The organism is Polaribacter porphyrae (assembly GCF_002954685.1).
Lineage (GTDB): Bacteria > Bacteroidota > Bacteroidia > Flavobacteriales > Flavobacteriaceae > Polaribacter > Polaribacter porphyrae.
In genome coordinates this window covers 659,502-679,484 of sequence record NZ_MSCN01000001.1, presented here as the reverse complement: position 1 = coordinate 679,484, position 19,983 = coordinate 659,502, and the positions used below count along the sequence as shown (strand labels likewise).

The 19,983-nt window shown below is 29.1% G+C and carries 21 protein-coding genes and 1 pseudogene; 3 read left to right on the top strand and 19 right to left on the bottom strand.

Going from position 1 to position 19,983, the window contains the following annotated elements; all coding sequences use genetic code 11:
- Positions 1 to 85: 85 nt before the first annotated feature.
- The 4 genes and pseudogenes from BTO18_RS03140 to BTO18_RS03125 all read right to left on the bottom strand — a co-directional run bounded on the left by BTO18_RS03140 (position 86) and on the right by BTO18_RS03125 (position 3,684).
- Positions 86 to 1,000 carry a bifunctional metallophosphatase/5'-nucleotidase gene (locus BTO18_RS03140; protein ID WP_105014829.1) on the bottom strand — a complete coding sequence of 305 codons (915 nt, stop codon included), beginning with the start codon at positions 998 to 1,000 and terminating at the stop codon, positions 86 to 88.
- A complete protein-coding gene (locus BTO18_RS03135) occupies positions 1,000 to 1,746 on the bottom strand; it encodes a 5'-nucleotidase C-terminal domain-containing protein (protein ID WP_105014828.1) in 747 nt (248 codons plus the stop codon). The genes BTO18_RS03140 and BTO18_RS03135 overlap by 1 nt, the downstream gene beginning before the upstream one ends.
- Positions 1,747 to 1,802: 56 nt before the next feature.
- Positions 1,803 to 1,940, bottom strand: a pseudogene (locus BTO18_RS03130) (GTP-binding protein); the annotation flags it as partial.
- 61 nt (positions 1,941 to 2,001) lie between these two features.
- A complete protein-coding gene (locus tag BTO18_RS03125; RefSeq protein WP_105014827.1) occupies positions 2,002 to 3,684 on the bottom strand; it encodes a PhoX family protein in 1,683 nt (560 codons plus the stop codon).
- A 109-nt stretch (positions 3,685 to 3,793) separates the two neighbouring features.
- Here BTO18_RS03125 and BTO18_RS03120 point away from each other — a divergent pair, with 109 nt between their 5' ends.
- Together BTO18_RS03120 and folE are read left to right on the top strand one after the other, a co-directional pair.
- Positions 3,794 to 4,195 carry a MerC domain-containing protein gene (locus BTO18_RS03120; RefSeq protein ID WP_105014826.1) on the top strand — a complete coding sequence of 134 codons (402 nt, stop codon included), beginning with the start codon at positions 3,794 to 3,796 and terminating at the stop codon, positions 4,193 to 4,195.
- Entirely contained in the window at positions 4,188 to 4,841 is a 654-nt protein-coding gene (gene folE, locus BTO18_RS03115; protein WP_105014825.1) for a GTP cyclohydrolase I FolE, read from the top strand. The genes BTO18_RS03120 and folE overlap by 8 nt, the downstream gene beginning before the upstream one ends.
- A gap of 139 nt (positions 4,842 to 4,980) precedes the next feature.
- Here the strand turns inward: folE and BTO18_RS03110 are convergent, their stop codons facing one another.
- The 6 genes from BTO18_RS03110 to BTO18_RS03085 form a co-directional block, all read right to left on the bottom strand.
- Positions 4,981 to 6,426 carry a serine hydrolase domain-containing protein gene (locus BTO18_RS03110; RefSeq protein ID WP_105014824.1) on the bottom strand — a complete coding sequence of 482 codons (1,446 nt, stop codon included), beginning with the start codon at positions 6,424 to 6,426 and terminating at the stop codon, positions 4,981 to 4,983.
- On the bottom strand, positions 6,423 to 6,629 hold the full coding sequence (locus tag BTO18_RS03105; protein WP_105014823.1) for a hypothetical protein: 207 nt from the start codon (positions 6,627 to 6,629) through the stop codon (positions 6,423 to 6,425). Before BTO18_RS03105 ends, BTO18_RS03110 begins: the two co-directional genes overlap by 4 nt.
- 94 nt (positions 6,630 to 6,723) lie before the next feature.
- On the bottom strand, positions 6,724 to 7,830 hold the full coding sequence (locus BTO18_RS03100; RefSeq protein ID WP_105014822.1) for a WD40/YVTN/BNR-like repeat-containing protein: 1,107 nt from the start codon (positions 7,828 to 7,830) through the stop codon (positions 6,724 to 6,726).
- 4 nt (positions 7,831 to 7,834) lie between these two features.
- Positions 7,835 to 8,014 carry a hypothetical protein gene (locus tag BTO18_RS03095; RefSeq protein ID WP_105014821.1) on the bottom strand — a complete coding sequence of 60 codons (180 nt, stop codon included), beginning with the start codon at positions 8,012 to 8,014 and terminating at the stop codon, positions 7,835 to 7,837.
- Positions 8,007 to 8,516, bottom strand: coding sequence for a hypothetical protein (locus BTO18_RS03090; protein ID WP_105014820.1), 510 nt, complete (start codon positions 8,514 to 8,516; stop codon positions 8,007 to 8,009). Before BTO18_RS03090 ends, BTO18_RS03095 begins: the two co-directional genes overlap by 8 nt.
- Positions 8,517 to 8,608: 92 nt before the next feature.
- A complete protein-coding gene (locus BTO18_RS03085) occupies positions 8,609 to 9,463 on the bottom strand; it encodes a helix-turn-helix transcriptional regulator (protein ID WP_146106875.1) in 855 nt (284 codons plus the stop codon).
- Positions 9,464 to 9,542: 79 nt separating this feature from the next.
- Between BTO18_RS03085 and BTO18_RS03080 the strand changes: the two genes are divergently transcribed.
- On the top strand, positions 9,543 to 9,896 hold the full coding sequence (locus BTO18_RS03080; protein ID WP_105014818.1) for a hypothetical protein: 354 nt from the start codon (positions 9,543 to 9,545) through the stop codon (positions 9,894 to 9,896).
- A 4-nt stretch (positions 9,897 to 9,900) separates the two neighbouring features.
- On the opposite strand, the gene BTO18_RS03075 is transcribed toward BTO18_RS03080, so the two are convergent.
- The 9 genes from BTO18_RS03075 to BTO18_RS03035 form a co-directional block, all read right to left on the bottom strand.
- Positions 9,901 to 10,602, bottom strand: coding sequence for a sulfite exporter TauE/SafE family protein (locus BTO18_RS03075; RefSeq protein WP_105014817.1), 702 nt, complete (start codon positions 10,600 to 10,602; stop codon positions 9,901 to 9,903).
- On the bottom strand, positions 10,602 to 11,048 hold the full coding sequence (locus BTO18_RS03070; protein ID WP_105014816.1) for a FixH family protein: 447 nt from the start codon (positions 11,046 to 11,048) through the stop codon (positions 10,602 to 10,604). The genes BTO18_RS03075 and BTO18_RS03070 overlap by 1 nt, the downstream gene beginning before the upstream one ends.
- Before the next feature lie 132 nt (positions 11,049 to 11,180).
- Positions 11,181 to 12,602, bottom strand: a complete 1,422-nt coding sequence (gene ccoG / locus BTO18_RS03065) for a cytochrome c oxidase accessory protein CcoG (protein WP_105014815.1) — start codon at positions 12,600 to 12,602, stop codon at positions 11,181 to 11,183.
- A 40-nt stretch (positions 12,603 to 12,642) separates the two neighbouring features.
- Complete coding sequence (locus BTO18_RS03060; protein WP_105014814.1) at positions 12,643 to 13,497, bottom strand: cbb3-type cytochrome c oxidase N-terminal domain-containing protein; 855 nt, start codon at positions 13,495 to 13,497, stop codon at positions 12,643 to 12,645.
- Positions 13,498 to 13,509: 12 nt separating this feature from the next.
- Positions 13,510 to 13,677, bottom strand: coding sequence for a CcoQ/FixQ family Cbb3-type cytochrome c oxidase assembly chaperone (locus BTO18_RS03055; RefSeq protein ID WP_105014813.1), 168 nt, complete (start codon positions 13,675 to 13,677; stop codon positions 13,510 to 13,512).
- 4 nt (positions 13,678 to 13,681) lie between these two features.
- Positions 13,682 to 15,877, bottom strand: coding sequence for a cytochrome-c oxidase, cbb3-type subunit I (ccoN, locus tag BTO18_RS03050; RefSeq protein ID WP_105014812.1), 2,196 nt, complete (start codon positions 15,875 to 15,877; stop codon positions 13,682 to 13,684).
- Between the two features lie 16 nt (positions 15,878 to 15,893).
- Positions 15,894 to 16,061 carry a cbb3-type cytochrome oxidase assembly protein CcoS gene (gene ccoS / locus BTO18_RS03045; protein WP_105014811.1) on the bottom strand — a complete coding sequence of 56 codons (168 nt, stop codon included), beginning with the start codon at positions 16,059 to 16,061 and terminating at the stop codon, positions 15,894 to 15,896.
- A gap of 97 nt (positions 16,062 to 16,158) precedes the next feature.
- A complete protein-coding gene (hemN, locus tag BTO18_RS03040) occupies positions 16,159 to 17,520 on the bottom strand; it encodes an oxygen-independent coproporphyrinogen III oxidase (protein WP_105014810.1) in 1,362 nt (453 codons plus the stop codon).
- A 5-nt stretch (positions 17,521 to 17,525) separates the two neighbouring features.
- A complete protein-coding gene (locus BTO18_RS03035; protein ID WP_105014809.1) occupies positions 17,526 to 19,898 on the bottom strand; it encodes a heavy metal translocating P-type ATPase in 2,373 nt (790 codons plus the stop codon).
- Between the last annotated feature and the right edge of the window lie 85 nt (positions 19,899 to 19,983).

Below are 19,983 nucleotides of genomic sequence, written 5' to 3'. Positions count from 1 at the left end.
CACCAAAAATGCTTCAATACCAATAAAATGTAAGATTATTACATATTATATTTGTAAATAATTTAATCAAAAAACTTATAATCATTTAAACCAAAATAGTAGTTCCTTTTGCTGATGCACCTTCTATTTCATCAAAGTAAAAATCAACACGCCCCAAATTAATTCCATAAGCACCAACTTGATTCACCAACATATTTTTACCTTGTTTGTTTTTTACGATGGTAGGTTTTGGTAAGAAAGTATGGGTATGACCTCCAATAATTAAATCGATATTTTCTGTGGCTTTTGCTAAATTTAAATCAGAAATTTTCTTCGGATTTCTTTTGTAATAATAGCCTAAATGCGATAAACAAATAATCAAATCGCAGTTTTGTTTGTTTTTTAACTCATCTGTAATGTCTTTTGTAATTTCTACAGGATCTAGATATTTGGTTTCTTTGTATAATTTTTTACCAACCAAACCTTCTAGTTCAATTCCTAATCCGAAGATTCCTATTTTAATGCCATCTTTAACTATAATTTTATAGGGTTTTACAAGTGTGTCTAAAACTGTATTTTTAAAATCATAATTCGCAGAAACAAAATCGAAATTTGCATTTGGTAATTGTTTCTGAAAACCTTCAATAGAATTGTCAAAATCGTGGTTACCTAGTGTAGCTACATCATACTTTAACATACTCATCAACTTGAACTCTAATTCGCCACCAAAATAATTAAAATATGGAGTTCCTTGAAAAATATCACCAGCATCTAACAACAACGTATTCGCATTTTCTTTTCTAATTTGTTCAATTAAAGTTGCTCTTTTGGCTACTCCACCCTTGTTGGCATTTCTATGATGTGTAGGTTTAAATGGCTCAATTTGGCTATGTGTATCATTGGTATGTAAAATGGTAATATGACGTTGTTTTTTAGGTGAAAAAGCAGGTAAAGTTAGTCCGCCAACTAATGCTAAAGTAGATGCTCCTCCTAACTGTTTTATAAATTTTCTTCTTTCCATTATTCTACAATTATACGTTTATCAATAGTTGTTTTTAAAGTATCTACTTTCTTAAAATAATCAATCACTGCATCTCTTACTTTATAATTCAATTTGGTTAATTGTAGTGGATTTTTAAAGAAATTCATTCGATCTCCTCCACTCTGTAAATAATCTGAAGTTAGTACTTTGTACGTTTTATTTTTATCAAATTTTTTACCATTTATCTTTAAATCATAATCGTTTTCTTTTATCAAAAATGAGGTGTTTTTCGATAATGGATGTGCTTTTTTATTCCTGATAAAATAACTGATTAACTCCTCCATTTTATCACCCGAAAGCTCTACAACAACAAACTCGTTATCAAAAGGCATTAATTTAAACGCATTTTCTGTAATTACATTTCCTTTTGTAATTGGAGCACGCAAACCACCACTATTAAACATTGCAAAATCGATAGTTGCATTTGTTTTTTCTTTAAACATAGGGTTTGCGATTTCATAACACAAATCTGCCATTAAATTTCCTAAAGAACTTTGTAGATTCCCATCATTTTTTACAAAATTTCGAGGAGCATAACACAATACAGCATTCATTTCTGAAGATAACTTTTCCTTATAAGGACTAATAACTTTTTCAAAGGCTTCATTTGCAACAATACTGCTATCTAATTCAGTAGTTTTTGCTGTAATTTTTATGAGGTTTTGATTTGTTTTTTTGCAAGAAACAAGCACAAAAAAGAGAAAAATAAAATGATACAATTTCATTGAATACAAATTTGATTAAATGTAGTAATTATATTAAAGCTAATGAAAGAAATTTACTCTAAACTGCAATTGGCCATATCGTTTACGATTACAGCTACTTTTAAATCTTCTTTATTATGCAAAACATGGTTTAACAACGTTGTTTTTCCAGCACCTAAAAATCCACTTAATACAGTTAAAGGTAATTTTTTCATTTATTAAAAACTTTATTTTTCTATCTTTTTTAGTGTCTTTTTATCAGAATTAGACTTCAATTTAACCTTCGATTAGATTTAAATTATTCATTTTTTTAATCAAATCTCCAGTAATAGCTACAACTGCAGGTTTTGGAATATTATCTCCATCAAAAGGCCACGTACTTGTCGGTTTTGTAATATCTGTAGTTTGTTCTCCTGGATGTTGTACGCTTAAAAACAACGTTTTTCCATCAGGTGCAAACCAAGGACCTGTGAGTTCTGCATCTGTTGGTGCAGAGGCTACACGTATTACTTTTCCTGCATCTTTACCAAATCTAGGAATCACAAATAAACTATTATTTTTAAAAGGTAAATAGGGTTTTCCTTCTTTGTTCATTGCACTTCCAGACATGTCAGAAGTCATCCAAAGATTTCCTGCAAAATCGAATGCTAAATTATCTGGACACGAAAAACCATTTTCTTCTCCACCAGCTTTATACGTTGATGCTTTAAAGGTTAGTGCATCGAATTTACCATTGCTTTCTTCAACTTTTAAGATAGAACCGTGAAAATCTTTCTTATCGTAGTTATTGGTTAACGATACCAAAACATGACCAGTTATTGGATCAATTTCTATATCTTCAGGACGATTTAAAGGGGTTGCTCCTAAAATTTTTGAAGACTCTCTTGCCCTAATTAAGACTTCTGTTTGGTCTTTAAATTTAGCTTTTAATTTTGGTTGATTTTCCCAATCTAAAGCTAACCACTTTCCTTGTACAGTATCTGCAACATACAATGTTCCTTCTTTTAAAGAACTGGGTTTAGATGCTATAAATTTATAGAGATGTTCATTGTTATGATCGTCTCCTGAATAAGCAACAATCCGTTTATCTTCTAATTCATAAAGTGTGCAACATTCGTGAGAAAACCTACCCAAAGCAATATGTTTTTGAGCTTCTCCATTTTTTGGATTAACCTCTACAACCCAACCATAATGTTCTGGAGGATGATTGTAAAATTTTTCCCAACCACAATATCTGCTTGGTTTAAAAGTTGATTGATTGTTTTCATCATAAATAGTTTCTCCAAAAAAACCATCGTAATTTTCTTCACAGGTTAAAAAAGTATTCCAAGGTGTAATTCCTCCTGAACAGTTTGCCAATGTTCCTATTGCTGTCGTTTTTCCTTTTATTGGAGTATCCCAATTTAATTTGATGGGCGTTTTTGCTGAAATTCGTCTGTTATGAGAATCGTTTTTTACAACTTGCCAAACTCCATTTTCTTCTTTTATTCTAACAATACTACCACCAACATTATACATTTCTACATCTACTTGTTGTAAAGTTTTATGATCTAAAGGGTTCTCATAAGCATTTTCATCAAAACCAGAAACATAAAGAGAATGAATATATTCGTGATTTACCCACAATAAACCATCTTTAGGATTGTTTTTATCTAAAGGAATAAAACAGGTAAAATCGTTATTAAACCCAAAAGTATCTGCATCACTGATTTCGTCTCCCCATTTAATTATAGGTTGATATTTTAGCCCTTTTGCTAAAATTAAATCGTCTTTATCTGAAGGCAATATACTTTCTAAAACTGTATTTTTTAATCTATTGATTTCATTTTGAGATAATCTATCACCTTTAATCGGTTTGGCAGTATTACCACAACTCATTAAAAATGGTGGAGCAATTATGGCTCCTATACTCGCTTTTCCTAAAAAAGAAATAAATTTTCTTCTTTTAATTGATGTCATAATTTTAATTGGGTATTTGACACTTTGACTATATAACCACAAATTTAATGCAACTTTGTTGCAATACCAAATACTTTAGTATATTTGCAAACTAATTTGAAAATTGATTATGGTTTCAATAAAACAGAAATCTGATTTTTTTGGAGTTGCAGCAAGTAGCTTGTGTTTAATACACTGTATTGTAACACCTTTTCTTTTCATAGCTCAAGCTCACGTAACTTGTTGCGCTGCAGAAGCACCTGATTTATGGAAAAGTTTAGACTACGCTTTTTTAGCCATTTCTTTTGTTGCTATCTATTGGTCTACAAAAAATACTGCTAAAGAGTGGATAAAATTTGCATTGTGGATAAGTTGGGGATTGTTATTTTTCACAATTTTCAATGAAAAAACACAATGGTTTGCTATACCAGAATACTTTATCTATTTACCATCACTTGGGTTGGTTTTTTTTCACATCTACAATCTCAAATTTTGCAAATGTAAAGAAGATAAATGTTGTTCAAATGGATAAGAAATCAATAGAAATATTAGGTGATAATCATATCTCAACAAGTGTAGAAACTCCTTTAAGAAGTGATGCGTTTGATAAATCTGATGTAGAAAAAATAACTGCTATTCAGTATCATTTTAAAATGATTATGCAAGAATTAGGGCTAGACTTAACAGATGATAGTTTGGCTGGAACTCCATACAGGTTTGCAAAAATGTATGTAAAAGAATTGTTCTATGGATTAAAGCCTGATAACAAACCAAAATTGTCAGTTTTTGAGAATAAATATGGTTATAATAAAGTACTTATTGAACAGAACATTAACATAGATTCTTCTTGCGAGCATCATTTTTTACCAATTACTGGTAAAGCACATATTGGTTACATCCCTAAAGATAAAGTAATCGGACTTTCAAAAATAAACAGATTGGTTGATTATTATGCACACAGACCTCAAGTTCAGGAAAGATTATCACTACAAATTTTAAAAGATTTACAACATATTTTAAAAACCGAAGATGTAATTGTGGTCATTAATGCAAAACATCTTTGTGTTTCTTCTAGAGGTATAAAAGACAAGAACAGTTTTACAACAACTATAGAATATGGTGGTTGTTTTAACAATGATTTAAAGCGAAAAGAGTTTTTAGATATTGTTAAAGGGTAATAATTGTCGGAAGTTTAGTTTTTATATACTAAATTGAATTCAGGAATCATTAGAATATTGCTCCAATAGTTTTATGATGATTCTTCAAATTACCTTAAAAATTACTCAAATGTATGTTGGTAATCAATTTAAGCACTTATTAATCCTCTACTCTATTGAGTAACTCTCTAATAAAGTTAGATGTGTTTATTCCTGTTTCATAATTTGATAAAACTACTGAAATATAATCTTTACTTGTATCATAAATAACTTCTGAATTTATACCTGCAAAACCTCCTGAATGCCCCACTTGTTTTCCTATTTTTGTGTTTTTTACTTCAAAACAGTATCCATATCTATAAGGAGTATTTCTTTTCCATAATAATTCTAAACTCTGCTTTGAAACCAACTTTTCATTTTTTAAAGCTAACATGAAATTATACAAATCAGTAACTGTTGAGAATCCACCTCCAGCTGGACCTCCTTTAATAACGTGTTTAAACAAGTTGTTTTTCCATCCATATTTATTTTCTCTTGTTTTTATATAACCTATTGCTAAATTTTCAACAGGTTCATCCATATCAAAAAAACCAGAATTTGTCATATTAGAAGGTTTGTGAATATTTTCTTTAATGTAAGTTTCGTAGTCTAAACCTGATAATTTTTCTATAATTACACCCAAAAGTAAAACACCTATATTGCTGTAGTAGTATCCTTTTCCTGGTTCAAATTTTAATGTATCATTAACTATCAGAGATTTAAAATCGTTGATATTTCTAAAATTTTCTTTGGATGAGTTTATAAATTTTTCATTAAAATAATTTCCTAATCCACTTGTATGTGTTAGCAAATGATGAATGGTTATTTGTTTCGAAATTTCTTTTGGCAACCAACTTTCAGCAATATAATTGTCAATTGTATTCTCTATTTTTAATTTCCCTTTTTCTTTAAGTTGCATAATAGAAACCCCTGTAAACATTTTGCCAACAGAAGCTATATTGAATTTAGTATCTAAATTATTAGCTATGTGATAGCGTTTACTGGCTTCTCCAAAAGCTTTTTTATAGAGAATCTCATTTCCTTTTGCTACTAAAACTGCACCTGAAAACAAATCTTTATCAGCTAGTTTTTTTACTCTTTTAGAAATGATCTTAATCATTTTAGATGAAGATATTTCTCTCTCTTCATCTTGTTTTGGAAATAATCTCTGGCTAAAACTTTCTATATTATAATCTGTTTTGTTATCAAATGTTATGGAAATTCCTCTCCATAAAGTATAGTTTTTATCTTCAATAATAAGTATGGTTTGGTTTTCTTGTAATCTTCTAGATTTAAAGATTCCTTTAAAAGTTATACCTCCTGTTAACGCTTTTAGTTCGTAGATCTGTTCAGATACTTCATTCCTATTTTTTTTACTAGAATTTGTATTTAAAAGTTCAACTTCATTTTTTTGACTATTTATAACCTCTATAAACGTTTTTAAAACTTCACCTTTTTTTCCTAAAGGGAAATCTTTTTGGATTGGTAAATTTCTTTGAGAAAAAATAGTAATAGGGATAAATAAAATGATAATTAAACACTTTTTTAAACTTACATTGGTTTTCATTTTCTCTTATTTTTTAATCTGATAATGATAAATACTGATATAAATATTCCTGCAAAAGACATTAATAATTCTTTTTTGGAAAATGCTTCACTCCAAGGAATATCAGCATAAAATTTCTGAAATGTACCTGCTATACAATAACCTGTAAGTAATCCTAGAGAAAGTTTTACTTCTTTTTTTTCTTTTTCTATCTTTTTATTCAAAAACTTGTAAATTATTGTTTATTAAATTTCATCTTATTCACCCCAAAATTAGATATTTCAAATCCTGAAACTTTTCCATTTTGCTTGATAAATTTTAATTAATATTCATTTTTTTTAATTTGAAGACATTAACGCCAATAGCGTATCCATAAGGTTCTCCTTTTTCATCTTTATAAATTTTGATTTTATTACACGCTTGTCCTAAATCGTATCTTTCCCAGTTTTTACCTCCATCTAAAGTTTTGTAACCAATTTGATATGTGCCTACATAACCGTGATTTTCATCAATAAAACCAATACCAAATTGCCTTGCACTATTATCTTTTACTAAATTAATTTCTGTCCAAGTTTCTCCACCGTCAATAGTTTTTGCAATACGTTGTTGGGTAACTTTTGGGTCTCTGTTGTAAGATTGTATGGTTACATAACCTACTTTATTGGTTGGGAAAGATGCTTTCCAAGTGCCTTCATAAGGTCTATTAGATTGATATACTTTTTTCCAAGTATTGCCTCCATCATAGGTTTTCAGAATTAAAGCATTTGATTCTGCAGTATTGGCATTTGTTCCTGCACAAACTATACCTTCATTTTTATTAAACATTTTTATGTCAAAAAGCATTTTGCAATCTTTCATCATTGATTTTGATTTCCAAGTTTTTCCAGAATCGTGAGAAACCATCATATTTGCTGGAGTACCAACTCTACCAACTGCAAAAATGTGATATTTTTTATCTAAAACTCCATGATTAATATATTCTTCTTCGACAATATCCATTCCACAAAGTCCTTTTACATAAGGTCCATTATATTTTACTGGACTCCAAGTTTTGCCACCATCTTTTGTACCATATAAAGGAATAGAATCTGTAACATTTGGAAAATAATCTGTACCTACTGTGCCTGCAAAACCAACGTTTTTATCAATAAAAGCAATGGTTCTAAAAAATGTACCTTTTTGTTCTAATTGTTTTTGCCAAGTAACTCCACCATCTTTTGTATTGAAAATTTTACCAAAACCATTTACATACCAACCCGTATTTTTATCTACAAATGTAATGTCATCTTGTTTACCTCTATATGGCTCTGTTTCTAATATTTGCCATTTTAAATTTGGAGTATTTTTAGTTTTATGTTGTACTGTTTTACAAGCTATCATTAATGATAAACTAGCTATGATTGTAAAATATATTTTTGACTTCATATTTCTATTTTGTTTTACAAGAATTTAAATATCCAACACCTATAAGTGAAACACTACACACAAAACCTAAAATAATATTCTGAAAAGGTTTTCCTTTAACAAATAAGTATGTACTTGCTGCAACACCAGCAATACCAATAAAAATTGCTATTAAATTTGTGATTTTTGTTGACTTTTTATTCATTTTTATTCAAATATTTATTAGGTATTTTATTTTTAGAATCTTCGCCCACAAAAATGGTATTTGCGATCCACCATCTATTATCAGCAAAGACAAGTTGAAAGCAGTTTACTCCTCTTTTTTCGTAGGTTCCTTTCAAATTTTTACAATAATAACTCTGAAAAGCACAAGCTATTCCATTATATTCATTAATAGTTAAACCAACTGATACTTCTTTAAATCCATCTCTAGCATACAATGGACCTATGTTTCTAATAAATTCTTCTAAATTAGAAGTTCTTACTTGACGTCCGGGTTTACCACTTGGTCTTAATGATGTTTTTTGAGCTGTGGGCAAGAATAGATTTCTATATGCACCCCAATCTGGTTCTTGACCAATTGGAACAGAAATAATTTCTAACATTTTGTCTGTAATCCCTTTTATAGATTTAACAGCAAGGGTATCTGTTTGTGCTTTTGCAGATATTATTGCAAAAAACATAGCACTAAAAATATATTTGTACATATTAATTACTTTGATTTTTATAAAGATTTATATCTTAATAGCATCAAAAATAAAATGATGAACAAAAAAGTATTTGTAGAATGTTGCTAATTTTATAGCATATTTAAATACTTGCTTGGCGAGTATCCAAATCGGATTTTGAAGTTTTTAGAAAAAGAAGCTAAATCTGTATATCCTAAATTACAAGCAATATCTGTTAAGCTAAAAGACTGCATTTTTATCATATTTGATGCTTCTTCCATTCTTAAACTATGTTGTAATTGTTGTGGAGAAATTGTAAAGGCTTTAGAAAAAAGTCTTAAAAAATGGTATTTTGACAAGCCAGAAATCATTACTAAATCATTTAAAGTGATTTTTTCTTTATAATTTTGATAAATGAATTCTCTAGCTAAAAACAATGATTGTAAAATAGATTTTACTGTCATTTTTTTCTTGTAAAAATCAAAAAGCCTATCGCTGACATCATAGATTTCATTGCTAAATACTTCCAATAAATTAGGTAAAACTTCTATTTTTGATAAAATATTTTCAGTTTCAAAATTATTATTACGTGCAAATCGATGTAAATTCTTACCTAATTTTGAAGTATTTATGGCACTAAATGGGATTTCGAATAATAAATCATTATTTAATATTTTATCAGAAAATAAAAGATTTTCTACATTAAGATTTACGCAACATCCTTCTGTAATTTTATTCTTACTTGTCATTTTTGCTTTAAAATAGCAATCGTTTCTTATTAGAAAAAACTGACCTTTAGAAATAGATACATTGTTATTTTTTAACTGATAAGATTCTTTTCCATTTTCAACATATTTTATAGCTAAACCTGGAGTTATTCTATCAACAATATTTTTTGATTTTGAATTAGATATATTTATTGATCCTATTTCTGTTTTGGCTTCAGTCATTGAAACCCCATTAATAATTTTAGTTGTTAACTCCACAAGTCCAAAATATAGAAATATTTATAGTTATATTGTCTTTCTTATTATATTAACAAAAATTTAAAAGTATTTGTAATTAATGAATATACAAGATATCATAGGCAATTTCTCAATACTTGGTACAAATCAAAATGATTCTGAAGAAAGCTACAGAGGTACACTTTCTTTATCTATGGATGATGAAAACAGAATCATAGCAAAATGGTTGATTAATAAGAGCCAACAACAATTTGGAGTTGGTTTCTTTAAGAATAATGTTTTGGTAATTAACTTTAATTATCAAGGAGATGAAAACTCTACCTATTATGGTACAGTAGTTTACAAATGCCTAACCAAAGATATTTTAGAAGGTTTTTGGTCTGAAGAATTTGGAAACCCTAAATTTTTAGGAAGTGAAAATGCTTTTCGGGTTAAAGAAAATCTAGTAAATTAAAATATTAATGACACATTTTTACAACATCAGCAGCAACCTCCAAAACTGGTGTTGGAGAAACATAAGGAATTCCTAAACCTAACCCTCTTACAATAAATAAAACTCCAATAAAAACAACCAAAACAGGAATTGCTTTTTGAATATTCTTTCTAAAATTACCTTTGGTAAAATTCCCTAAATACACAAAAGCTGTCATTAATGGAATTGTACCTAAACCAAATAGAAACATATATAAACTACCTGTAAAAGCATTTGAAGTTGCTAATGCTCCAAAAACAGCCATGTAAACGAGTCCACAAGGTAAAAAGCCGTTTAAAAAACCCATTGTAAAAAAAGTATCATTTCCTTTCTTTTTTAGTTCTGCTCCTAGTTTGTTTTTTATTTTTAAAATGATAGTACTTATCTTTTTTGATAGTGATAGTTTCTGTAAAATCTTTGGAAATAAAATAACAACAATCATTAAAACCCCAACAATTATTGATAGTTGTTGTTGAAATCCGAAGAAATAAAATCCTTTCCCTAAAAAGCCAAAAAGCAAACCTATTAAACTGTAAGTAAAAAGTCTTCCTAGATGATAACTACTAATTTGTAAGAATCTTTTTATGGAATTTTCTCTATCTACAGGCAACATAAACGCAATTGGTCCACACATGCCTATACAATGAAAGCTACCTAATAAACCGAATATGATTGCTGATAATAACATTAATAGACCAATTCTTTTTTAAATAAGTAATTCTTATTTTTATCTTTGAACAAAACTTTAATGTTCCAGCGACCATCTACTAAACGTTGTTCAGGCACGAGCAAATATGTATTAGAAATTGAAATAGGCATTTCAAAATCTAATTGTTTATTAGATGGTCTATATAGGAACACTTTTCCTTCAATATTTTTAGATGTAAAAAATGTAGGAAAATTTATTTTTAAACCTTTCTTTGTTTTCTCAAAATTGATTTTTTCTTGCAAATTTTTAGCATTTTTTTCGGCATTTATTTCTTGCTGATAATTCAATTCTTGTTGATAATATTTTTCGGTAACCAAATCGTGACTGTAGGTATTATCTGTACTCATCGTAATTACGAAATACATTATAAAACTGATAAAACCAATAATGGCAATTACAATTCCTGTTCCCCAATTTATTTTCATAATTATTTATTTTTATTGTCATTGCGAGTTTACGAAGCAATCTTCATCTAAATAAACAGATTACTTCATTCGTTCCTCATTCGTAATGACATCATTTTATATTAATAACAATTAACTGAATACTATCTAATTTTAACGATAACTTCTTGGTCCTAAAAAATTTGTTTCTGTGGTTTCTATTAGTTTATCGCCACTAAAAACTCCAATTTCAATATCAATATTATCATCTTTTAAAACAGATGCATTAAGTTCTATAAATAAAGTGCCTTCTGCTAAACCTTGTTTTGGAACCATAAAACTATGATTTGAAACCATCTTAATTTCTCCTTTGTGAGATAATACTTTATAACTCACATCTTCAATATCTTTTGATGTTTTATTAATTACTTTAAATGTATATACATTACTTATGATATTATTTTCTTTATGTTCATACAGTTGTCCTGGTAATCTTAAAATGGTAGCTTCTACATTATTTCTTAAGAATAACATCCCAACTAAAAGTCCTGTTAAAATCAATAAAACTGCTGAATACCCCTTAATTCTTGGTGTAATTTTAAAAGGTTTCTTTTTAGCAATATTATCTTCACTTGCATATCTTATCAATCCTTTTGGCAAGTTGATACTTTCCATAATATGATCACATTCATCTATGCAAGCTGTACAGTTTACACACTCTAACTGTGTACCATTTCTGATGTCAATTCCTGTTGGACAAACAACAACACATTGTTTACAGTCAATACAATCTCCTTTTCCTAAAGCCTCTCTATCTTCATTTTTTTTGAATTTAGACCTACCAGTTTCTCTTTCTCCACGCTTATAATCATAAGCAACATTTATGGTTTTATTGTCTAACAAAACTCCTTGTAAACGTCCATAAGGACAAGCAATTATGCAAACCTGCTCTCTAAACCAAGCAAAAACAAAATAGAAAATAGATGTAAAAATTATTAATGAAATTAGTGTACTAATATTATTAAAAGGATTACCAATTATGTAACTAATTACAGTATCTCCTCCAATTAAATAGGCTAAAAAAACATTTGCTATTAAAAATGATATCACAAAAAACACAAACCATTTTAAAACTCTCTTTTTTATTTTATCAGTATTCCAAGGTTGTTTGGCTAAACGAATTTGTTTACCTCTATCACCATCAATCCAATATTCTATTTTTCTAAAAACCATTTCCATAAAAATGGTTTGCGGACAAATCCATCCACAGAACAAGCGACCAAAAACTACTGTAAATAGAATTACAAAAACAACACCTGTTATCATAGAAATAACTAATAAATGAAAGTCTTGTGGCCAAAAGGGAAAACTAAAAATATTAAATCGCCTTTCTAAAACATTGAACAATAAAAACTGATTTCCATTAATTTTAATAAAAGGTGCTGATAGTAAAAAAACAAGTAAAAAATAGCTTACATAACTTCTGTATTTGTAAAATTTACCACTTGGTTTTTTAGGAAATACCCAAGAACGTTTACCTTCTTTATTGACGGTACCAATACTATCTCTAAAATTTTCGTCCTTGGGAGTTTCCATACTAACTATTAAAAACTAACTAACTATTTTCTTTTTATAACTATTCTTCCCACTTTTCTCCTTGTGGAGCTTTTGCTTTTGCTGGTGTAGTACCTTGTAAAGAAATTACATAACTAGATACTTTTGCAATATCTGCTGGTTTTAAAGTTTTATCCCAAGCAATCATACCTTTACCGGTTCTACCACCTTTTGCTACTGTATTGTAAACATTTTTAATTCCTCCTCCTAAAATCCAATATTCATCTGTTAAATTTGGTCCTATTGAACCTCCACCATCTTTTAAATGACATGAAGCACAATTTAAATTGAATACTGCTTTACCTCTCTTTAAATCTTTAGCGTCAGTTAATAAAACTAAATCTTCAACATTAAAAACATCTGGTGAAGTGGCTTTGTATTTATTAATTTCTATTCTAGCTTGTGCAACTGCTTTTTCATACTCAACTTCTTGTGTATCTCCTCCCATAACTTCAAAACGAACTAAATACACAACAGCAAATAAAATAGTTGCATAAAACATATATACCCACCAAGGTGGAAGTGAATTATCTAACTCTTTAATTCCATCGTAATTATGATCTAAAATAATTTCTTGTTCCTCTTCTATTGCTTTAGATTTTGTCCAAGATTGTAATAGTCTTTTTAACCAAGCATTTTCAGGTTCAGGAACTATTCCATCTTTTTCATTTTGCAATTGTGTGGCTCTCTTAATAGCCATAAAGTTGACAATTTCTTTTAAAACTACAACACCTACAAAACCTATTAAAGCAATCCATACTAATGGATTTTCATAAATATTTAATGGATTTTTATATGATGTAAATGCTTTTGTTAATGCAAAAAAAGTAATTAAAACAAATAGCACATATCCAGTTGATTTTATTTTATTTTTCATCTTTTTGAGTTTTTAATGATCTAAAGGAATATTACTTACTTTATTGATGTAGTCTTTCTTTGCTGTAAACACCCACCAAAATAAGGCTACAAAAAAAGTAAAGAAGATTACTAATGATATTAGTGGATATATTTCTATACCTGTAATACTTTCCATATGATTTTTTACGAATTTTAACATAACCTTACTTTTTTGAAATTTGTTGTTCGTCTTTTACTTTAATATCAGTACCTAATCTTTGTATATAAGCTATGATTGCTACAATTTCTCGGTCTTTCATTTCGATAAATTTCTCCCCATTTTTTTGAGCATACTTTTTATCAGCTTCATAACTTTTTGCAAAATCTGGGTCTTGGTATAAGTTTTCTTCTATTTTCTTTCCTTGTTCATCCATCAATTGTTGAGCATTTGCTATCTCTTCTTCAGAATAAGGTACTCCTAGAGTAACCATAGCTTTCATTTTATCTTCTGTTGCTGATTTATTTAGCTCATTTTTAATCAACCATTTATAAGATGGCATTATTGAACCTGGAGATGTACTTTGAGGATCGTACATATGGTTTAAGTGCCAACTATCAGAATATTTTTGCCCAATTCTATGTAAATCTGGCCCAGTTCTTTTTGATCCCCATAAAAATGGATGATCGTACACAAACTCACCTGCTTTTGAATATTCTCCATAACGTTCTACTTCACTTCTAAAAGGTCTAATCATTTGCGAGTGACAACCTACACAGCCTTCTCTTATATATAAATCTCTACCTTCTAACTCTAAAGGTGTATAAGGTTTTACACTACTAATTGTAGGTATATTTGATTCTACTAATAATGTTGGAATAATTTGTACAATACCTCCAATTAAAATGGCTACAGTTGCATACAATGTTAATCTTACAGGTTTTCTTTCTAACCAAGTATGGTAACCTTCACCTTTAGTTCTATATTTAGCAACTTTTGTTAATGGTGCAGCTTCTGCTAACTCATCTTCAACTCCACTACCTTGTTTTACAGTTTTTACAACATTATATAACATTACAATTGCACCAATAATAAACATTGTACCACCAATTGCACGCATCCAATACATAGGGATAATTTCATTTACAGTTTCTAGGAAATTACCATACGTTAAAGAACCATCAGGGTTAAATTGTTTCCACATAGAAGCTTGTACAAAACCAGCTACGTACATTGGTAAAGCATATAAAATAATTCCTAAAGTTCCAATCCAAAAATGGAAATTGGCTAATGCTTTAGAGTATAAGGTAGTTTTAAACATTCTTGGAATTAACCAATACAACATCCCAAATGTGAAGAAACCATTCCAAGCTAATGCACCAACATGAACGTGAGCAATAATCCAATCTGAAAAGTGAGCAATTGCGTTTACATTTTTAAGTGATAGCATTGGTCCTTCAAAAGTTGCCATACCATAACCAGTAATGGCTACTACCATAAATTTTAAGGTGGGGTCTGTTCTTACTTTATCCCAAGCACCTCTTAAGGTTAATAAACCATTTATCATACCACCCCAAGAAGGTGCAATTAACATTACTGAAAAAGCGACTCCTAAATTTTGAGCCCAATTTGGTAATGATGTATATAATAAATGATGAGGTCCAGCCCAGATATAAATAAAAATCAACGACCAAAAATGTACAATAGATAATCGATAAGAATACACAGGTCTGTTTGCAGCTTTAGGTACAAAATAGTACATCAATCCTAAAAAAGGTGTGGTTAAGAAGAATGCTACTGCATTATGTCCATACCACCATTGCACGAGTGCATCTTGAACACCTGCATAAACTGAATATGATTTTAAGAAACTTACTGGTAATTCTAAACTATTAAAAATATGTAAAACTGCAACTGTTACAAATGTTCCTAAATAAAACCAAATAGCAACATATAAATGACGCTGTCTTCTTCTTAAGATTGTCCAAATCATATTCACACCAAAAGCCACCCAAACCAATGCAATCATAATATCAATTGGCCATTCTAATTCTGCATATTCTTTTGATGTAGTGTAACCTAAAGGCAATGTAATTGCAGCAGCAACTATGATTAACTGCCAACCCCAAAAATTAAAATTACTTAAAAAGTTACTCGCCATTCTCGCTTTTAGTAATCTTTGTAAGGAATAATAAACCCCTGCAAAGATGGCATTACCTACAAAAGCAAAAATTACTGCATTAGTATGTAATGGTCTTAACCGTCCAAAACTTAACCACGAAATTCCGTCAGTTACATTTGGGAATAAAAACATAAAAGCCAGTAATAAACCTACACTAAAACCCACTATACCCCAAAGTAGTGTTGCATAGATAAACTTTTTAACGATTTTATTATCGTAATAAAACTGTTGCATTTCCATAATTTAATATTTAATTCTAGTTGATTTTCTTGTTTTCTTTTACGAGTTCATCATCAAACAATATTCGTACTGAAGGTGTATATGAATCATCATATTGTCCCTTTTTTACGGAATAAATAAATGCAATAAAGAATACAATTGCCACTAAAATACTTAGTGTTAGTAGTAGGTATATTACGCTCATATCTTGCCTGATAATTGATACATCAAAGGTAATTCTGAAGGTTTTTTTAAAATATGATATTTGTCATGTTTCAAAAATATTTTTGATTTTTTTCTATCTAAATTGTCATTGAAAACAATTGCTTTTCTATTTTCTTTTGATGGAGTTTTTTATCAAAAGCCATACAAATATTTCTAACAAAAGGTCTTGCTATTTCTGGTATTTGCAAACCATTATCTTGTAAAACAACCAAACCATCATTTACTAAATTTTGTAATTGCTCTAAATGAAAATCTATGTTTTCTATCTTCATATCATCTTCTCCCCAAAAAGTTGTAAACTGACACATTAAATTTAAAATGTGTTTTCTAATAATAACATCTTCTTTAGATAAAATATGTCCACGAAAAACAGGAATTTCTCCAACAGTTACAATTTTTTGATATGCTGCAACCGTTTTTACATTTTGTGCAAAGCCATACCAAGAGTCAGAAATAGCAGACATTCCTAAACCTATCATTAATTGCGTTTTATTAGAGGTATATCCCATAAAATTTCGATGCAGAGTTTTATTGATTGTTGCCTGATATAAACTGTCGGTTTTTAAGGCAAAATGATCCATACCAATTTCTTCATAACCTAACTCTGCAAATAATGCTTTACCTATTTCGTACAATTCTCTTTTTGCATCATCTTTTGGCAAATCGTTTTCATTAAAACCTCTCTGCCCTACTCCTTTTACCCAAGGCACATGTGCATAACTGTAAAACGAAATTCTATCTGGTTGCAATTCTTTGGTTTTATTAATAGTGTAAATTACATTTTCTTTAGTTTGATGTGGCAACCCAAAAATTAAATCGTGACTTACAGAAGTGTATCCAATTTCTCGAGACCATTTTGTGACTTGCTCAACAGCTTCAAAAGGTTGGATTCTATGGATGGCTTTTTGTACTTTTTCGTTATAATCTTGTACCCCAAAACTAACTCTTGTAAAACCACAATCGAATAATGTTTGTAATTGTTCTTTTGTTGTGTTATTGGGATGTCCTTCAAAACTAAATTCGGCTTCTTTATGTTTTTTTGAAGTTTTAAAAATTCCATCCATCAGAAATTTTAAATTTTCTTTTGAAAAAAAAGTCGGAGTTCCTCCACCTAAATGCAACTCTTTTATTATTGGAGTTTCGTCTAACAAATCCAAATATAATTGCCATTCTTTTAAAACAGTTTCTATATACTTTTCCTCAACTTCGTGTCTTTTTGTAATATGTTTATGGCAAGCGCAAAACGTACACAAACTTTCACAAAAAGGCAAGTGAATATAAATGCTAATACCTTCTGATTGATTACTTTCTGTAAAAGATGTTTGAAACGTTTTTATCCATTCTTCTTTTGAAAAAGTAGCATTATCCCAAAAAGGAACTGTTGGATAACTCGTATATCTTGGTCCTGGAACATTGTATTTTTGAATTAATGAAGTCATTTTTTTTATAGTTTTTTTCCTAAAATATTGGTTGAAATAGTTGTAAAAACAACAATACTAATTGAGCTTAAAGGCATCAATATTGCAGCTATAACTGGCATAAGCTGACCTGTAATTGCAAAATACAAACCAACAACATTGTAACAAAGTGATAATAAAAAACAGTATTTTATGATGATTATAGCTTTTTTAGAAGCTTTGAAAAAAGAAGATAATTTATCAAATTGACTTGCATCTAAAATGGCATCACAAGCAGGAGAAAACACATTTATATTTTCTGATAAAGCAATACCAACATCACTTTTAGCCAATGCTCCAGCATCGTTTAAACCATCTCCAATCATTGCTACTTTCTTATCTTTTTGTTGATAATCTGCAACAACATCTAATTTATTTTCTGGCTTTTGATTGAATAACAATTGTGTTTTTTTCGGTAAAAAGTCTTGTAAAAATGATTTTTCGCCTTCATTATCTCCAGAAACTACTGCCAAATTATACTCCTTTTTAAACGAGTTGAATAATTCTTTTACACCTTTTCTGTATTTATTTTTAATGGTAAACTTTCCTTTATAATCATTATTAAAACTGATATAAACAGAAGTATCAAAAGTTTTTTGAGAATTGGTATTTTTTACAAAAGAAGCAGAACCTAATTTTAAGTTGTTTTCATTGTAATTTACCTCAATTCCTTTTCCAATAATTTCTTTATAATCTTCAATTTCTAACAAATCCACTTGCTCTAAAGAACTATATAAAGTTCTACTTAATGGATGATTTGATGCTCTAAAAGCACTTTTTAAAATTCTTTTTTCTTGCTGATTTAAAACTGTTCCATTATAAGAAATGGTGTCTTCTTTATTGGTGGTTAGGGTTCCTGTTTTATCAAAAATTAAAGTATCTATACTTGCTAATTTCTCTATGACAGTTGCATTTTTTAGATAGAATTTTTGCTTTCCAAAAATGCGCAATAAATTTCCTAATGTAAATGGTGCTGCCAATGCAATTGCACAAGGACAAGCAATTATCAGCACAGCTGTAAAAACATTTAAAGCTTTTGATGCATCATAATAAAACCAAAATAGAGTGGATAAAAAAGCAACTGACAGTACAAAAATGGTAAACCTTTTACTAATTTTATCTGTCAATGTTTTAAAGCCGAATGAATCGTCTTTTTGAAAAACATCATTACTCCATAATTGAGTTAAATAACTTTGTGAAACTGACGCCAATACTTCAATTTCTATGATTCCTGACAATTGTTTTCCTCCAGCAAAAATTTTGTCTCCAGATTTTTTATGTACAGGATTTGCTTCTCCTGTTACAAAACTATAATCAATTTGTGCATTTCCATTGATTAAAATACCATCAACAGGTATTATTTCTTGGTTTCTAATGAGTAATCTATTACCTTTTTCTACATCATAAATCTGTATGTTTTCTTCTTTTTTGTTTGATTTAATTCTTGTTACTGCAATTGGAAAATACGATTTATAATCGCGTTCAAAAGACAAGAAATTGTAGGTTTTTTGTTGAAAAAATTTCCCTAATAATAAGAAGAAAACCAAGCCTGTTAAACTATCAAAAAAACCAGTACCTAAATCAAAAATAATTTCTACAGAACTTCTTATAAAAAGCACTAAAATTCCAAGTGCAATTGGAACATCAATATTTAAAATTTTAGAACGTAAACCTTTGTAAGCTGAAATAAAATAATCATTCCCAGCATAAAAAACGACTGGTAATGAAAAGAAAAACATCAGCCATCTAAAGATATTTTTATATTTTTCTAACCTAAAACCATCCACCTGAAAATATTCTGGAAAAGAGAGAAACATTACATTACCAAAAGCAAAACCTGCAATGCCTAATTTGTAAATTAGAGATCTATCTACTTTCTTTTTACCAGTTTCATAGTCATCCAAACTAATATAAGGTTCGTAACCTATAGAACTCAATAATAGTACAATTTCTTTTAAAGATGTGGTTTCTGAATTGTAAGTTACACGAACTGTTTTTTTTGGAAAATCGACTTGTGAAGTGGTTATTTTTTTATTGAGTTTATGTAAATTTTCTAACACCCAAATACAAGAACTGCAATGAATATGAGGAATGTATAAGTTTACAATTTGCACATTCCCATCATTAAAATCGACCAGTTTTTCGATAATATCTTCATTTTCAAGAAAATTATATTTTCCTTGAATTTCAGTAGGAATTGCTCCTGGATTGTCTTGTAAATCGTAATAACACGTTAAATCATTTTCAGAAAAAATCTCATAAACAGTTTTACAACCATTACAACAGAAATTTTTATCATCGATTTTTATGATATTATCTTTACAAGAATCTCCACAGTGAAAACAGTGTGTAGTGTTCATATTTACTCTTTTGCCTATGCAAATTTCGGATAAGATTATTGTTTATAATATGATATTTATCATCTTTTGAGTATCTTTGATTAAC

Coding starts and splice junctions, on each gene's coding strand:
- BTO18_RS03100 (WP_105014822.1), bottom strand. CDS start 7,830: ATGAAGTCAAAAATATATTTTACAATCATAGCTAGTTTATCATTAATG.
- BTO18_RS03125 (WP_105014827.1), bottom strand. CDS start 3,684: ATGACATCAATTAAAAGAAGAAAATTTATTTCTTTTTTAGGAAAAGCG.
- BTO18_RS03135 (WP_105014828.1), bottom strand. CDS start 1,746: ATGAAATTGTATCATTTTATTTTTCTCTTTTTTGTGCTTGTTTCTTGC.
- BTO18_RS03075 (WP_105014817.1), bottom strand. CDS start 10,602: ATGTTATTATCAGCAATCATATTCGGTTTATTAGGTAGCTTTCATTGT.
- ccoN (WP_105014812.1), bottom strand. CDS start 15,877: ATGGAAATGCAACAGTTTTATTACGATAATAAAATCGTTAAAAAGTTT.
- hemN (WP_105014810.1), bottom strand. CDS start 17,520: ATGACTTCATTAATTCAAAAATACAATGTTCCAGGACCAAGATATACG.
- BTO18_RS03035 (WP_105014809.1), bottom strand. CDS start 19,898: ATGAACACTACACACTGTTTTCACTGTGGAGATTCTTGTAAAGATAAT.
- folE (WP_105014825.1), top strand. CDS start 4,188: ATGGATAAGAAATCAATAGAAATATTAGGTGATAATCATATCTCAACA.
- BTO18_RS03110 (WP_105014824.1), bottom strand. CDS start 6,426: ATGAAAACCAATGTAAGTTTAAAAAAGTGTTTAATTATCATTTTATTT.
- BTO18_RS03070 (WP_105014816.1), bottom strand. CDS start 11,048: ATGAAAATAAATTGGGGAACAGGAATTGTAATTGCCATTATTGGTTTT.
- BTO18_RS03055 (WP_105014813.1), bottom strand. CDS start 13,677: ATGTTAAAATTCGTAAAAAATCATATGGAAAGTATTACAGGTATAGAA.
- BTO18_RS03090 (WP_105014820.1), bottom strand. CDS start 8,516: ATGTACAAATATATTTTTAGTGCTATGTTTTTTGCAATAATATCTGCA.
- ccoG (WP_105014815.1), bottom strand. CDS start 12,602: ATGGAAACTCCCAAGGACGAAAATTTTAGAGATAGTATTGGTACCGTC.
- BTO18_RS03095 (WP_105014821.1), bottom strand. CDS start 8,014: ATGAATAAAAAGTCAACAAAAATCACAAATTTAATAGCAATTTTTATT.
- BTO18_RS03060 (WP_105014814.1), bottom strand. CDS start 13,497: ATGAAAAATAAAATAAAATCAACTGGATATGTGCTATTTGTTTTAATT.
- BTO18_RS03120 (WP_105014826.1), top strand. CDS start 3,794: ATGGTTTCAATAAAACAGAAATCTGATTTTTTTGGAGTTGCAGCAAGT.
- BTO18_RS03080 (WP_105014818.1), top strand. CDS start 9,543: ATGAATATACAAGATATCATAGGCAATTTCTCAATACTTGGTACAAAT.
- BTO18_RS03140 (WP_105014829.1), bottom strand. CDS start 1,000: ATGGAAAGAAGAAAATTTATAAAACAGTTAGGAGGAGCATCTACTTTA.
- ccoS (WP_105014811.1), bottom strand. CDS start 16,061: ATGAGCGTAATATACCTACTACTAACACTAAGTATTTTAGTGGCAATT.